The 13830-nt window shown below is 56.2% G+C and carries 13 protein-coding genes and 3 pseudogenes; 11 read left to right on the top strand and 5 right to left on the bottom strand.

The features are described from left to right. Positions 1–652 precede the first annotated feature (652 nt). The 3 genes and pseudogenes from LCH65_RS10685 (at position 653) to LCH65_RS10675 (ending at position 5461) form a co-directional block, all read left to right on the top strand. Positions 653–1855, top strand: a complete 1203-nt coding sequence (locus LCH65_RS10685) for an MFS transporter (protein ID WP_226439468.1) — start codon at positions 653–655, stop codon at positions 1853–1855. 173 nt (positions 1856–2028) lie between these two features. Continuing rightward, a pseudogene (locus LCH65_RS10680) lies at positions 2029–3668 on the top strand (methyl-accepting chemotaxis protein). A gap of 573 nt (positions 3669–4241) precedes the next feature. Further along, positions 4242–5461, top strand: a protein-coding gene (locus LCH65_RS10675) for an IS3 family transposase (RefSeq protein WP_226439430.1) whose coding sequence is annotated in 2 segments (ribosomal slippage) — positions 4242–4587 and positions 4587–5461 — 1221 coding nt in all. Because the reading frame shifts where the segments join, the coding sequence is not laid out codon by codon here. A gap of 98 nt (positions 5462–5559) precedes the next feature. Here the strand turns inward: LCH65_RS10675 and LCH65_RS10670 are convergent. Next, complete coding sequence (locus LCH65_RS10670; protein ID WP_226439467.1) at positions 5560–5892, bottom strand: MarR family transcriptional regulator; 333 nt, start codon at positions 5890–5892, stop codon at positions 5560–5562. Positions 5893–6071: 179 nt separating this feature from the next. Between LCH65_RS10670 and surE the strand changes: the two genes are divergently transcribed. Next, positions 6072–6851 carry a 5'/3'-nucleotidase SurE gene (gene surE / locus LCH65_RS10665; RefSeq protein ID WP_226439429.1) on the top strand — a complete coding sequence of 260 codons (780 nt, stop codon included), beginning with the start codon at positions 6072–6074 and terminating at the stop codon, positions 6849–6851. Positions 6852–7145: 294 nt separating this feature from the next. Here surE and LCH65_RS10660 read toward each other — a convergent pair whose 3' ends face one another. Together LCH65_RS10660 and LCH65_RS10655 are read right to left on the bottom strand one after the other, a co-directional pair. Next, a complete protein-coding gene (locus tag LCH65_RS10660) occupies positions 7146–7406 on the bottom strand; it encodes a hypothetical protein (RefSeq protein WP_226439428.1) in 261 nt (86 codons plus the stop codon). Positions 7407–7624: 218 nt separating this feature from the next. Next, positions 7625–7940, bottom strand: a pseudogene (locus LCH65_RS10655) (Arc family DNA-binding protein). A gap of 205 nt (positions 7941–8145) precedes the next feature. Between LCH65_RS10655 and LCH65_RS10650 the strand changes: the two are divergent. The 4 genes from LCH65_RS10650 (at position 8146) to LCH65_RS10635 (ending at position 10762) form a co-directional block, all read left to right on the top strand. After that, positions 8146–8301 (top strand): hypothetical protein, encoded by a 156-nt coding sequence (locus tag LCH65_RS10650; RefSeq protein ID WP_226439427.1) that lies wholly within the window; start codon positions 8146–8148, stop codon positions 8299–8301. Positions 8302–8324: 23 nt separating this feature from the next. Further along, positions 8325–8666, top strand: a complete 342-nt coding sequence (locus LCH65_RS10645; RefSeq protein ID WP_226439426.1) for a response regulator — start codon at positions 8325–8327, stop codon at positions 8664–8666. An 88-nt stretch (positions 8667–8754) separates the two neighbouring features. Continuing rightward, positions 8755–10344, top strand: a complete 1590-nt coding sequence (locus LCH65_RS10640) for a histidine kinase famiy protein (RefSeq protein WP_226439425.1) — start codon at positions 8755–8757, stop codon at positions 10342–10344. 172 nt (positions 10345–10516) lie between these two features. Then, positions 10517–10762, top strand: coding sequence for a hypothetical protein (locus LCH65_RS10635; protein ID WP_226439424.1), 246 nt, complete (start codon positions 10517–10519; stop codon positions 10760–10762). Positions 10763–10795: 33 nt separating this feature from the next. Here the strand turns inward: LCH65_RS10635 and LCH65_RS10630 are convergent, their stop codons facing one another. Then, the gene (locus tag LCH65_RS10630; RefSeq protein WP_226439423.1) at positions 10796–11062 is read right to left on the bottom strand and encodes a hypothetical protein; all 267 of its coding nucleotides are present in this window, start codon (positions 11060–11062) and stop codon (positions 10796–10798) included. Positions 11063–11328: 266 nt separating this feature from the next. On the opposite strand from LCH65_RS10630, the pseudogene LCH65_RS10625 reads away from it, so the two are divergent. The 3 genes and pseudogenes from LCH65_RS10625 to LCH65_RS10615 form a co-directional block, all read left to right on the top strand. Beyond that, positions 11329–11421: pseudogene (locus tag LCH65_RS10625) on the top strand (cytochrome o ubiquinol oxidase subunit III); the annotation flags it as partial. Between the two features lie 16 nt (positions 11422–11437). Further along, positions 11438–11704, top strand: coding sequence for a cytochrome C oxidase subunit IV family protein (locus tag LCH65_RS10620; protein ID WP_226439422.1), 267 nt, complete (start codon positions 11438–11440; stop codon positions 11702–11704). Positions 11705–11822: 118 nt separating this feature from the next. Further along, positions 11823–12005: a hypothetical protein gene (locus LCH65_RS10615; RefSeq protein ID WP_226439421.1), complete on the top strand. Its 183-nt coding sequence runs from the start codon at positions 11823–11825 to the stop codon at positions 12003–12005. A 56-nt stretch (positions 12006–12061) separates the two neighbouring features. Here LCH65_RS10615 and LCH65_RS10610 read toward each other — a convergent pair whose 3' ends face one another. Further along, a complete protein-coding gene (locus LCH65_RS10610) occupies positions 12062–13687 on the bottom strand; it encodes a methyl-accepting chemotaxis protein (RefSeq protein WP_226439420.1) in 1626 nt (541 codons plus the stop codon). Positions 13688–13830: the final 143 nt, after the last annotated feature.

Here is a 13830-nt window from a genome sequence, read left to right as displayed (position 1 = left end):
GAGGCCCCGCAGAATGAGCGACTATGAGTACGTCATGTGCCTTCAGTGAAGCCATGTGTTTTAGCGGCTTGGGTGCGATCAGGTCAAGCTCTGGAGCTACGGCTGTTGATAGATAGATGATTGCGCATAGCGTTTTGCCGCGATTCAAGCTCGACTAACCGTCGATGGGGATGTTGTCCCTCGGGATTCAACTCCAAGCTAGGTCTGCCGTTCGCCTTGTCGTGCAAGGTGACGTATTTGCACGCAATAAGCACCTTCAGTTCGTGAATCTCCGCGCCGCCGATTGCCGCCCACTGTTGGCTCCGTATCAGATTCATCAACCGCAAATGCTTCGAGTCGTAACTGTTCATTCTGATCGCTCGGGCCTGGAAAGTGGCATAGTGCCACTTTATCCCCCGCATCACCTTAGCAGCGACGAACAGCATCTACCGCCTATCTGGTGAGCCACCGAAAGCTGCATGGAGAACGACAGGGACGCATGGTCGAGCAGCCCAACCATTCACACCAGCCAACGTTGCGTGATCGCGTTCAGGTTTGATAAGTCACATAGAGCTCTGGTAGCATTGTCTACAGACATTGCTGCCTCGGCGCTCTGCGTAAGCGTTAACGTCAACCAACGCACACATGGGACTTCTTCGTTCCTTTGCTGTGCGTGGTATCCATGACTACTCCCTCAGCGGCCACTCGTGCCGGACATTCTGTTTTTAACGTTTCCTTGCTGATCGGTATTTTGCTCATTGCCGCTAACCTGCGCGCGCCTATTACATCCTTGGGCCCGGTGCTCACTGAGGTTCAGCAGTTCTTCGGACTGACCACGGCCGCAGCGGGGCTGCTTAACGCATTGCCGCTGTTGATATTCGCGTGTGCCTCGCCATTGGCGCCGTGGCTGACCCGGTCTTTGGGTCTTGAACGCGCCTTGTTCGGCGCCCTGTGCCTGATTGCGGCGGGATGCCTGATTCGTTCTTCTGGCAGTTACAGCGGACTCTGGTTGGGGACGCTATTGATCGGTACGGGCATCGCGGTGGCCAACGTGCTGGTGGTGCCGTTGGTGAAGCGTGATTTTGCGCATCACACCTCACTGTGCGTTGGACTATATGCGGCAACGATGGCACTGATTGCAGCTCTGGGAAGCGGGCTGGCAGCGCCGCTCTCCAAGATCGGCGGCTATGCCTGGAAGCTCTCGCTGGGTGTGTGGTTCGTGCTCGCGATGGCGGCCATGCTCTGCTGGTGGCCGCAGCTCAAGAGCAGCAGTGCACTGGCGGTCTCCCAGCCTGAAAGGAAGGGGCGAAGCGTATGGTTGAGCCCGATCGCCTGGCAGGTCTCGATGTTCATGGCGCTGCAGACGGTGGTGTTCTACACACTCATCGATTGGTTTCCAGCCATGGCTGCGTCGGCGGGCATCGGCGCCGCGCAGGCAGGTGCTTATCTGTTTGCTTATCAGGCCATTGCGGTCGTCGCCAACTTGTCTACGTCGGTTGCCATCAAGCGCCTGAGCGACCAGCGCCTGCTGGGGTTCATCTGTTCGCTGGCCATTGTGGTTGGGGTGTCCGGGTTGCTCTATGCGCCATCGCAGTCGCTGGTCTGGCTGCTCTTCGCTGGGACAGGGGCCGGAATGTCGATGGTCACCTGCTTGACCTTGTTTGGCTTGCGCGCCCGTGATCATCACCAGGCCAGTGCCTTGTCGGGGATGGGTCAATGCATTGGGTACGGCCTTGGGGCGAGCGGGCCTTTTTTCGCAGGATGGCTGCACGAAACATGGGGTAGTTGGAAAGCGCCTCTGGCGGTGCTCCTCGTTGCAGCATGCCTGCAGGGGTTCTTTGCAGTCCTGGCAGGTCGTGATCGATTTGCCAACTAGCGCACCCGCCAAGGCCTAGTGATCCTTCTGCGCTGATGTGGGTGCCCCCGATGATGCAAGCCAGGCCCGCCATGGGCTGGGTCACCCATCGCTATTTCACTCTCAAGTAAGCCACCGGCACGCCGATGCCCTTTGATGAAGGTCTACCGCTAAATCACTAACGAGTACAGCTCATGTCCTGGCTTACCGCCCTAAAATTGAAATCCAAACTGCTGATTTCTTTTGGTTTATGTGCACTGATCACCGTAGCCGTGGCGATTCTGGGACAGTTTGGCGTTGCCAGGCTCTATGGCCAAATGCAGGACTTGACCAGTAACAGCTTAGTCTCGATTCAGAAAACGGATGCTGTAAAACTCAATACCTTAGCTACCAACCGTGACTTGTTCAAGCTTATCGTGTTGACTGCGGCAAACGCCAATGCTGACGATATCAATGCTGCTATCCAGTCATACCGTGATAATCAAGCTGACGCCATGTCTTCATTCAAGGCGTATCGCGCGACCCCGCTGGAGAATGATGAACGAGCTGCCGGTGATGATTTTGAGCGTGACTGGCCACTCTACATTGCGGCGGCTGACTCAAGCCTTGCTGCTTTGAAAAACGGGGATGTGGGGCTAGCGCGAAAAATCGCGCTCGACACCGTGACGCCGGCGTACAAGAAGATTGGCAGTGAGTGGAAATCATCCTTGAGTCGAATTCCCGCCAAGCCAATGAGATGACCCGAAAGGCGGCGAGTACGAATTCGCAGGTTACCTGGATGTTAATTATCGGATGCCTGATTGCCATTGCTGGTGCCATCACACTCGGATTGATCGTCACAGGCATGATCACTCGCCCGATCTACCGATCGGTGGAAGGTGCGGGCAGGGTCGCCGGAGGTGATTTGACGCACTCCATCGAGGTGCGTGGGACCGACGAAACCGGCCAGCTGCTGCAGTCCCTTTTCGACATGCAAGGAAACCTCAAAGGCACGGTTAGGAAGATTGCTGATGCTTCAGACCAACTGGCCTCTGCTGCGGAGGAACTGACCACCGTTACTGAGAACAGTCAGCGCGGCCTGGTGACACAGAATGACGAAATCCAGCAAGCGGCAACAGCGGTCAATGAGATGACTGCCGCCGTGGAAGAAGTGGCCCGTAATGCAGCCAGCACCTCGCAGATATCCAGCCAAACCGCCGAGGATGCTTCCAAAGGTCAAAAACAGGTGCAGCAGGCAGTAACTGCCATCAATGCTGTGACTTTGGAGATCACTGATTCTACACAACGAGTGGAGGCGTTGGCCGGACAGATCCATGACATCACCAAGGTCCTGGAGGTCATCCGAGGCATTGCCGAACAGACCAACCTGCTCGCCCTTAACGCAGCGATCGAGGCGGCAAGAGCAGGTGAGCAAGGTCGAGGATTCGCCGTGGTAGCCGACGAGGTCCGTGCGCTGGCCCACCGCACATAGTCATCAACTGGTGAAATCGAAGCGATGATCAACCGAGTGCGGAACGGTGCCGACGAAGCCGTGCAAGCCATGGGTAAAAGCCGAACGCTTGTGCAGAGCACGCAGTCACTGGCCACTGAAGCCGGCTTGGCCTTGGAGCGAATCAGCGACGGCGTCAGTCAGATCAACGAGCGCAATCTGGTAATTGCCAGCGCTGCCGAAGAACAGGCCCAGGTAGCTCGAGAGGTAGACCGTAACCTGGTGAACATACAGGATCTGTCGACGCAGACGGCTGCGGGTGCGAAGCAGACGAGCGCTTCAAGCCAAGAGCTATCGCGGCTAGCCCTGTCCTTCAATACCTTGGTCGGGCATTTCAAACTTTAAAATGGGAGTTGAGCTGCACCCTGTCGTGCAGCTCTAAAATTCGCAGGCATTGCGCCGTCTGCTGGAGGTAGGCAACGGCGTCATGCCAGCCATTGATCGTACAAGGCCAATCACTCCCTTCATTGCATTCGTTCTAAAATCCTATTCCTTGCCCGTTGTAGCTTCGGAAATCGTGGATGTTTACGCTGACGAAAATATCCAGATCCAGTGATTGGACACTGCTGCAGCACACCACGTCAAAACCTTGGTCCAATGTAAAGTAGTGTTTCAGCCATGCCAAACGCGCGGTCAGGTGGTCAGGTGGTCAGGTGGTCAGGTGGTCAGGTGGTCAGGAGCAGACATCACCCCTGTGCTGATGACAACTATCTGAAACGCCTTGGCAAGCTCATGGAGAGCTTCGCGACTCCCGGATCGTGGGGCAGCGTGGGAAAAAGACAACGCTTGCCCGAACCGGGCCTCTTCCGTTTTGAGATAGCTGTCCGTTTGTGTCAGAGCACCATCCATGAACGAGCCCCATGAAAGACAGGACACCGTTCCCCCCTTAAGATAAGGGATAGGCAAACGGGTATGTATATGACTAACAGCAACGATAAGGGTGGCGAGTTGCTCGGCCAGGAACGCCGGCGCCGCTGGAGTACCGAGCAGAAGTTGGCCATGGTTCGCGAGAGCCTTGAACCCGGACAAAGTGTGTCCGTGGTGGCTCGACGCAACGGCATCAACGCCAACCAGCTGTTCCTGTGGCGCAAGCTGTATCAGGACGGAAGCTTGTCGGCGGTCAGTGCTGGCGAGGCCGTTGTACCTGCGTCGGAACTGACCGACGCGCTCAAGCAGATCCGCGAATTACAACGGATGCTGGGCAAGAAGACGATGGAAGCCGAAGTCCTCAAAGAGGCCGTGGAGATCGCCCGGTCGCGAAAATGGATTGCGCACTCACCCTTGTTGCCGGGGGACGACCAGTGAAACTGGTCAGCGAATGTCTCGGTGTGTCGCGCTCGCAATTAACGGTTCGGATCAAGCAATCGGTATCGCCCAAAGTACGGCGACGTCGGCTCGTGAACGATACGGAGTTGGTCGCTGAGATTAAGCGGCAAGTCAGCGAGTTGCCGAGCTATGGCTACCGTCGTGTTTGGGGCTTGTTGCGCCGCGAGCGTGAAGTCCAGTTATTGGCCCCGATCAATGTGAAACGGGTTTACCGTGTCATGCGCGACCACAATCTATTGCTGGAACGACGCATCAAGCAACCTGGCGTGCAACGCCGGCATGAAGGCCGAATTGCCGTTACTACCAGCGATACGCGCTGGTGCTCGGACGGCTTCGAGTTTCGCTGCGACGACGGTGCGAAGTTGAGCGTGACTTTTGCCCTGGACTGCTGTGACCGCGAAGCCATCAGCTGGGTCGCCAGCCCGACGGGCTACAGCGGTGACGACATCCGAGACTTGATGCTGGAAAGCGTGGAGAAGCGATTTGGCGATCAACTACCGAGCACGCCCGTCCAATGGTTGAGCGATAACGGTTCGGCCTATATCGCCGAGCAGACGCGTCTGTTTGCTCGCCATATCGGCTTGCAGCCGGTGACCACACCGGTACGCAGCCCGCAAAGTAACGGCATGGCAGAGAGCTTCGTGAAGACGATCAAGCGTGATTACGTGGCGCACATGCCTAAACCGGATCGAGAAACCGCGCTGCGCAATTTGACGATTGCCTTCGAGCATTACAACGAGCAGCATCCTCACAGCGCCTTGAAATATCGGTCGCCGCGAGAATTTAGGCGTTTGGCAGCAGCATCAATTTAACGGGGAGTTGGTGTCTGGTTTGGTAGGGGCAAGTCCAATCCATTTCTATGCCTAGCCGATATTTTCGCATCTGACACCCTTGCTATAAGGATTCAACACTACCTCTTGGGACTCTCAGCTAATCGTCCAAGAAGTTCTGATACTTGTATCAGGGCTTGGCGCTCATAGGGGGTCAGGACATCTTCCATGGCTTGAGTGAGCCATTGGTCTCGATCATGTCGGCTCTTGGCGAGAAGCTGATGGCCAGCAGGCGTTAGTACCAACCGAGTAACTCGACCGTCCTGCAGATCCGGGGTCCGACTTATCAAAGTGGCTGTTTCCAACGTGCGCAGGACTGCCGCCAGATTTGACGATCGCAACCCCTCCTGAGTAGCAATTGCAGTTGGGGTGGCTTCAAACCCAAGTCGGTCGATAGCGCTGATGACGAGCATTCGCGTCCAGGATTCAGGGTCGTTGTGCCCTTTTTGTCTCAACCGCCTCGATAGCCGCGTCAGATTGGTACGAAAACCTGTGACGTCATTCATCATTTACCTACTACCAAATAGCTATATTCTGATAGCCTAATCTCATAGAAGGCCGCCGTCCAGAGGGTTGCCACTGAGAGGTCAAGATGCCAAGCAAAAACCCCCTGTTCGATTGTGTTCTGCTCACGAACGATGATGGTATCCATGCGCCCGGTCTGAGCGTTTTGGAAAAAATCGCTACCGAGTTATCTCGAGAGGTCTGGGTAGTGGCGCCGGCTCATGATCAGAGCGGCGTTTCTCACGCCACTAGCATCCACGAGCCTCTAAGGGTGGAAGAGCTGGGTGAGCGCCGTTTCGCTGTCCGCGGCACACCAGGCGACTGTGTGATCCTCGCGGTGAAACACCTGATGAGTCGGCGACCGTCCTTGATTCTTTCCGGCATCAATAGGGGGGCAAACATCGGCATTGAAACCATTTTCTCCGGCACTGTCGGAGCAGCCATGTCTGGCATGCTACTTGAGGTCCCCTCCATCGCAATCAGCCAAGCCATCTCACCGCAAACGCCAGTTATGTGGGACACGGCCTTGAGCACCGGTCCCTCTGTTCTCATGGAGGCATGCGAGGCTCCTTGGGCTCGAAATTGTTGCCTGAATATCAACCTGCCGGCGTGTTCGCCCGGTAAGTTCAGAGGAATATCGTTCACTGCGCAAGGGCGTGGCAGACTCAACGACGGCGAAGTCCATGCTCGACGCGACCCGCGGAATCAGGAGTATTTTTGGCTCAATCTCGCTCGGACGGATAATCAGGACGACGCGGGGACTGAGACGTTCGGTGTTTTGAATGGGTACGCTACAGTTACGCCCTTGTCCTTTGAGCGCACCCACTCTGCTGCTCTTATAGCTATGACAGACCGTCAAAACGATTGATAGCTTTGAGCTTCACAGCTTGTGTCGGATGTTCGCCACGCTCGAGCGCGATCAGTGGATGCTGCATTTTTAAAAATGCTGCTGACGGTCATTCCCGGCCAATAACGTTTGCACAAGGCTCAGAAAAAATTGAGCATTCGTGTTCCATGTGGGTCAGTACATTACCGTTGCAGTCGACACGCAGCGGTATCTGCTCCAAATCTTCAGCGCCCCCGCCTACCCCCAGGTTTTTTTTTGGCCCGGTTTTTCCACCCGTCGCGCCGATTGCTCGAAAGTCATTCAATCCCTGTCCATTCAAGGAGATATGGCTGCAATCCGTCGTATTACATACTTACTCAAAAGGGCCAGGTTATGAGTTTGATCATCCTTGTTGAGGAAGAGCAGGATCTTCCCATGCTCATAGAAGAGATTTTGGTCATGGCTGGGTATGACGTGCGAACGTTCGACAAGGCCGGATCCGTTTGGGATTAAATCTGTCAGCGCGGCTTCTATGCCTACCTGCTGATCACGGATGTGGAACTGGCAGGGGAGCCGACCGGCCTGCAGCTGATTCACAAGCTACACCTGTTGCTCCCTGAGATCCCGGTGTTACTGACTTCTGGGTATGGCCGCGAATTAACGAACCTGGATCACCGGGTGTTTCGGTTACCCAAGCCCTATTCAATAGACCAGCTTGAGGCGATATGCCAAGAGCTGACGTCCAATGACTGAGCCCTGCAAGCGTTGGGCTTACCAGATTTCGCTGTGTCCTGATGCTCAAGGTAGCCTGCAGGCTAAGGGGTTCGGGGGGCCTGACGTGTATCGAGTTCGATCAGCGCAATCAGAGCATTTTGCTGACGTTGGGTCAGCAGGCGAAACTGCATCAGCAGCTCGCGTTCGTTGAGGGACAACTCGGCTTCGTTCAGCTTCATGAAGGCGTTATTCAGCATCCCGTCCTGAACCAGACTGGTCCAAGCGGATGACGATCTCGGAGTTCATGCTGCGGTGATTTCCCTGTGCCACCTGCGAGACGAGCTCACGCATTTCTTCAGGAAACCGCACCACGAATTTTTCTGATTCTCGAGTCATAACCGTGCCAGCCCTCGGCATATTTGCCTCCAATATTCGTATTCAAAGCCTTGTACTTAAGACGACGTTCGTCGGGAAATCCAGTGTGGTCTTTTTCAAAATGAAATCATCAGTCTTCTGAATGTCACAATTTTGTGAGGCAAATCAGGGGGCTAAGATCGAACGTACAAAAAATTTGTACGCTCATCAAACACATGACCGATGGGCAAATGAATTGAAAGAGGCCGTGGAAGCCTGGAGTGTGGCGCGCGATGCATTCGATGCCATGCCCAAGGATGCAGCGCTGAGTGAGCGGATGAGCGCGCTCAAGCGTGTCGAACGTATGCAGCTGCAGATTGCGCATCAGGCCAAGGTCCTGATACGCGGGCTTTCTTCAGATTAAACCTGCAGGCGGAGAAGAGGGTTATGGATTCGATTATCGTTGTCGAGGACGAGCAGCAGATTCTCGAGTTAATGGTCGATATTTTGGAAATGTACGGCTACAAGGTCAGAGCATTCTCAAACGCCGATGCGGCCTGGCGCTACATCGATGCTCACAGTGGGGAGCTCAAGCTGTTGATTACTGATTTACGCATGCCTGGCGACATCGATGGTGTGGACCTGGTGCAGCGGGTCCATGGAAAATTTCCAAACACTCCCGTCGTGGTCGCCTCCGGCTTCCACAGTGAGTCAGATTCACTGTACGGGGATCGGGTGTTCTGGTTACCTAAACCGTTCACGATCGACGAGCTGCACGTCACATGCTAGCAGCTGGCTCCTTTGAAATGAATCCTTGATCAATATCACTCGGTGAGCCTTCGGACAGGCATCGCTACTACTATCGCAGGCCTTTTCTATGGCGACTCACCCCAACAATGTCGGTAACCAGTTCACCGGCGACATCAGTGGCTCGGACCACAACATTTTCTTCGCCGCGGTCGAGACCACCCGCATGCCCATGATCGTGACCGATCCGAATCTGCCGGACAATCCGATCATCTTTGCCAACAACGCCTTCGTCAACATGACAGGTTATGAAAGCGAGGAGATCGTGGGAAGCAATTGCCGCTTCCTACAGGGACCGGAGACAGACCGTTCGATCATTGCCCAGGTACGCGCGGCCATTGCTGCGCGCCAGGAAATTTCGGTGGAGGTCGTCAACTACAAGAAAGACGGCAGCACCTTCTGGAACGCCCTCTTCATCTCGCCGGTGTACAACGATTCCGGCGAGCTCATCTATTTCTTCGCGTCACAACTGGACGTCAGCCGCCGGCGCGACGCTGAAGACAAACTGCGCCAGGCGCAAAAAATGGAGGCTCTGGGGCAGCTCACGGGCGGTATCGCGCACGACTTCAATAATTTGCTGCAGGTCATGATCGGCTACCTGGACATGATTCAGCGCAACGCCGAAAAGACCGAACCGGATCTGCAGCGCATCGAGCGCAACGCTACCAGCGCCCGTCAGGCCGCGGAGCGGGCGGCCACGTTGACCCAGCAGCTGCTTGCCTTTTCACGGAGGCAAACCTTGCAGGGTCGGGTGATCAATCTCAACAGTTTGATCAAAACCTGCGAGGAGATGGCTCAGCGGACATTGGTGGATACCGAGCTGAACTACCACTTGGAACAGGATCTGTGGAACTGTCGAGTAGACCCGACCCAAGCCGAGGTCGCGTTGCTGAATATCTTCATCAACGCGCGTGACGCGATGAAGGGCAAAGCCAAGCGTGTTTTGACGATCGAGACCCGAAACATCCATGTGCAGGAGGCCATGGTGTATGACGATTTGATGCCCGGACGGTATGTCAGCGTCGCCATTACCGACAATGGTTGTGGCATCCCACCTGCCATTATCAACCGGGTCATGGACCCTTTCTTCACGACCAAAGAGGAAGGCCAAGGTACGGGACTGGGTCTGTCGATGGTCTATGGGTTCTTGAAACAATCAGGCGGTACGGTTCGCATCTATTCGGAAGAAGGTCTTGGAACCACGCTGCGCATGTATTTTCCGGTTGATGATGGCCAGCTTAATTCTGCCATCAGTCCGCAGCTCGACCATGCGCGTTCGGGCAACGAGCGCATTCTAATTGTCGAGGATCGTCCGGACGTGGCCGAGCTCGCCAAGGTCGTGCTGGAAGAGTATGGCTACGACTGCAAGCTCGCGCTGGGCGCCGAAGAGGCACTGGCAAAGCTGGAAAAATATAAGTTCGACCTGCTGTTTACAGACCTGATCATGCCTGGTGGGCTGAACGGTATTATGTTGGCTCGGGAAGCGATGCGCCGCAAGCCTGGGATCAAGGTGCTGCTGACCACGGGGTACTCGGAAAACTCGCTTGAGCGTACGGATGCCGGCGGAAATGATTTCGAGGTGATTTCCAAACCGTACGTGCCGACGGAGCTGGCCAAAAGGATCCGCCGGATCCTGGACGGTCCCAACGGTATCAGCTAGACGTTAAAAAGCCACCCTGACAGGTGCTCACTTTTGACTATCAGAGCTTCTTTCAAGCCCTCATTCTGAGGGCTTTTTTGTCGGAACCAGGCAGGGAGCAAATCTTCAGCGTTGAGACATGTGTCAAATGGTACGGTGAAGCCACTCTATCAATGGGTCAATAGGAACAGTTGTGCCGGATATCTATGCAGCCCTAAACCGTCTTCAGCCGCCCATCAGCTACCAACTCGACCAAGAGGGGGAACTGTTCACGCTCATGTTGAGCGATACGAAGTTGGGGGTTCAGGCGATTCGGTCCATGAGCCCTCAGGAATACCAGAATCCTGATCAGCTACGCATCATCGTGCTGTATGCCATCAACGAGATGCGGGTGAAAGGCTCGGTAGTCCTGTTCGCGGCTCTTCCTTTTTGGGACTGAGCCCGGTAGAACTTTAGGCGCTCGGCAATCCCCTCAAGTATCTGCGGCGGAATCACCGCTCGAGAGTAGTTCCGCCTGCAGCGCATCGGCTTGGGCCATCGCTTTCTGATTGAGTTCGTGGCACGTCTGCTCCTGGATCAAACCGCAGTTGAGCAGGCTCTGGAAGTATCCCAATGCACCCAGCAAGGCCTGGTCGAGGGTATCACGGCTGGTGGCAGATCTAATCAGATCGCGGTATTCCTGCGCGTGCCGACGGGCCTCGGCTTCATCGGCAGAAGGTGAGTGACTTTCAGGTTTCATCGGTTCGGTCCCCGTCCGGCCTGGCGGCCGCGGCTAATGGATCGTTGCGAGTGGTTCGGGTATCAAGAGCGGCGTAGCGTGCGACGAGGGTTAGTCATCATTACCTGGAATGGTGGCATGCTTAGACATGGCGAGCTTCGATGGCAAGGCCACGCATGCAGATCAGATGCGGAGAGGTCATATGGCCTAGCCCTTAATGGAACTGTCTGAATAACCAGTATGAAGTAACATGGATCGCAAGTCGATTATGTCCAATTTGGTATTGCAGGCTTCAGTGCCTGGCTTTGTTCTGGCACTTTCTTGATGTGATCTGGGTGGCTATCTACGCGGTGGTTTACTTACAAGGATTGACCTTATGAACGACGAACATGGCTATTGACAGGCGTCGGGGCGCTGCTCGCCACAGTTCTGACCGCCGGACCCGCCGCCTTGGTGCTCTGGGCAAAGCTGTCGCCACGAGTGCTGCTGGCGCCAGTGCTGCTATTGGCGCTGCTGCAGGTCGCCGTGCATCTGCGCTGCTTTTTGAATCTGAGCCGAAAAAAGCCGCGAGCAAACCGTGCTGCTCGCCATCACGGCCTTGATCATCGTGCTGATGATCAAGGCACACTGGCGGTGCTTTTCGATCAGATGCAGCGCATGTAGCTCGGTCTTCCGAACGCATCGTGGCTGATCGCTTGCATCTAGGGGGCAAAACCGATCAAACCAACACCTTTCGCGACGGCTCAACTGCCAACTCTAAACAAGTCAATGGAGGCCTAAGATGAAGGTAGTGGTTTTTCACAACGTCGATGACACCCGGCTCGATAACGTTCCGCACCTGAGTCTCCAAGCGCCCACCGACGCCATCGTCCGCATCATCACTTCGGTCGTCTGCGGCACCGACCTGCATTTTATCTGCGCAAGCTTACTCGATATCCAGGTTTCGACAACGTCCCCATCGTAGGCACAAGTGAGCAGGCGACATGCCTTTGGATTTTCCATAATAGGTAAACGATACTTTCAGGTCTTGAAGCGCGCGACCATCTGATTCAAGTTCACCGCCAACTGCGACAGTTCATTGCTGGCGACCAGGGTTTGCTGAGTGCCTTCGCTGCTCTGCAGGGCCAGATTGCGGATGCTCACCAGCGCGCGGTCCACTTCGCGGGCCACATGGGCCTGCTCTTCCGAGGCGGCGGCGATCTGCTGGTTGCGGTCATTGATCAGTTGCACCGAGTCGGCGATGACTTTCAGCGACATCCCGGCTTCGTCGGCGGTGCGCTGCGTGTTGTGCACCTCGATCGTGCTGCTGCTCATCGAATCCACCACCTGTGACGTGCCCGCCTGGATGCTTGAAATCATCTGTTCGATCTCTAGCGTTGAGGTTTGCGTGCGGTGAGCCAGGGCCCGAACCTCATCGGCCACCACGGCGAAGCCTCGGCCTTGCTCACCCGCCCGGGCCGCTTCGATGGCGGCGTTCAAGGCCAGCAGGTTGGTCTGCTCAGCGATGGCGCGGATCACGCTCAGCACCTTGCTGATGTCCTGCGCCTGGCCGGCGAGGCCTTGCACCTGTTCGGAGGTCATTTCCACGCGGTCGGTGAGGCTGCGCATGGCATGCAGGGTTTCGCCGACTTTCTCGTTGCCGGTGGCGGCCGCGCGGGTGGAGTCCTTGGCAGCTTCGGAGGTGGAGTTGGCGTTGCGCGCGACCTCGTCGACGGCGGCGCTCATCTGGTTGACAGCGGTGGCGGCCTGCTCGATCTCACTGTTCTGCTGCTCCAGGGTGCGGCTGGCGCTCTCGGTGATGGACGTCATCTCTACCGCAGCGGAACTGAGCTGTGCTGACGCATCGGAGATCTGCCCGATGGTGCTGCGCAGGTTGCCTTGCATGGTGTTGAGGGCGCGCATTAGCCGCGCCGATTCGTCATTACCCTTGACCTCCAGAACAAGACGCAGGTCGCCGTCGGCGATTTCCTCGGCCATCTTCAGCGAGGCGCTCATAGGCTGGACGATGCTGCGGGTCAGCAGGGTGGCGAGCACCAGCGTCAGCACCAGCGCGGCGAGTACCACGCCGTCGACGATGGTGATGCTGTGGGCATACACCTCAGTGGCGGTCACGCCTGCTGCGGCGGCGCCGTCGGTATTGTGCTGGCGCAACTCATTGAGTTTGGCCTGATAAGCCCCGGCACGGTCGCGTTGCTCAGTGTTGGCGAAGGTTACGGCCTGGTCATGCTGGGTGGCCTCAAGGTCGACGATGCGCTGCAGGCCGTCGAGATAGGTCTTCATCTGCGCCGCCGCGGCCTCGAATTTGGCCCCTTCTTCAGGGTCGGAAATAAGGTTCTTGCGGTAGAAATCGGTGCGTTCGTTGAGCATGCGCTTGGCGTCTTCAAGGTGCTGCACGGCGGCCGCCTGCTCCTGGGGATTCGAAGTTGCCAGTAGACGGATGCTCTCCAGGCGCGCGCCGAGCAGCGCGATCTGGATGTCGTCGGCGGTCTGCACGCTGGCCAGCCAGTTCTTTTCGATGTCCTGTTCGGTCCCACGCAGCTTCCCTAGCTGCACGTAGGCGAAGCCGCCGAGGGCAATGACCAGCAGTGTGATCAAGCCGAAACACAAGGCCGCGCGGGGCGCGATGTTCAGGGAACGTAGATTCACGGTGCAACTCCGAAGGACAAACGCAAAGACTTTCTGCGTCCTGTACGGAGGCCATCGGCAACAAGACTCATATATTTAGCAAAAGATTCGATCAATAAGCCTGCGTATCTGGGATTAGGTGACCGCCGGTGCTGGCTGAGGGC

It is taken from the genome of Pseudomonas sp. MWU16-30316 (assembly GCF_020515645.1).
Classification (GTDB): domain Bacteria; phylum Pseudomonadota; class Gammaproteobacteria; order Pseudomonadales; family Pseudomonadaceae; genus Aquipseudomonas; species Aquipseudomonas cerasi.
Note: the sequence above shows the minus strand (reverse complement) of the source record. Positions and strands in the feature narration are given on the sequence as shown.

Bases quoted from the DNA above. Each gene is read 5' to 3' on its own strand.
- LCH65_RS10645 (WP_226439426.1), top strand. From the start codon at position 8,325: ATGGATTCGATTATCGTTGTCGAGGACGAGCAGCAGATTCTCGAGTTA.
- LCH65_RS10640 (WP_226439425.1), top strand. From the start codon at position 8,755: ATGGCGACTCACCCCAACAATGTCGGTAACCAGTTCACCGGCGACATC.
- LCH65_RS10615 (WP_226439421.1), top strand. From the start codon at position 11,823: ATGAAGGTAGTGGTTTTTCACAACGTCGATGACACCCGGCTCGATAAC.
- LCH65_RS10630 (WP_226439423.1), bottom strand. From the start codon at position 11,062: ATGAAACCTGAAAGTCACTCACCTTCTGCCGATGAAGCCGAGGCCCGT.
- surE (WP_226439429.1), top strand. From the start codon at position 6,072: ATGCCAAGCAAAAACCCCCTGTTCGATTGTGTTCTGCTCACGAACGAT.
- LCH65_RS10670 (WP_226439467.1), bottom strand. From the start codon at position 5,892: ATGCTCGTCATCAGCGCTATCGACCGACTTGGGTTTGAAGCCACCCCA.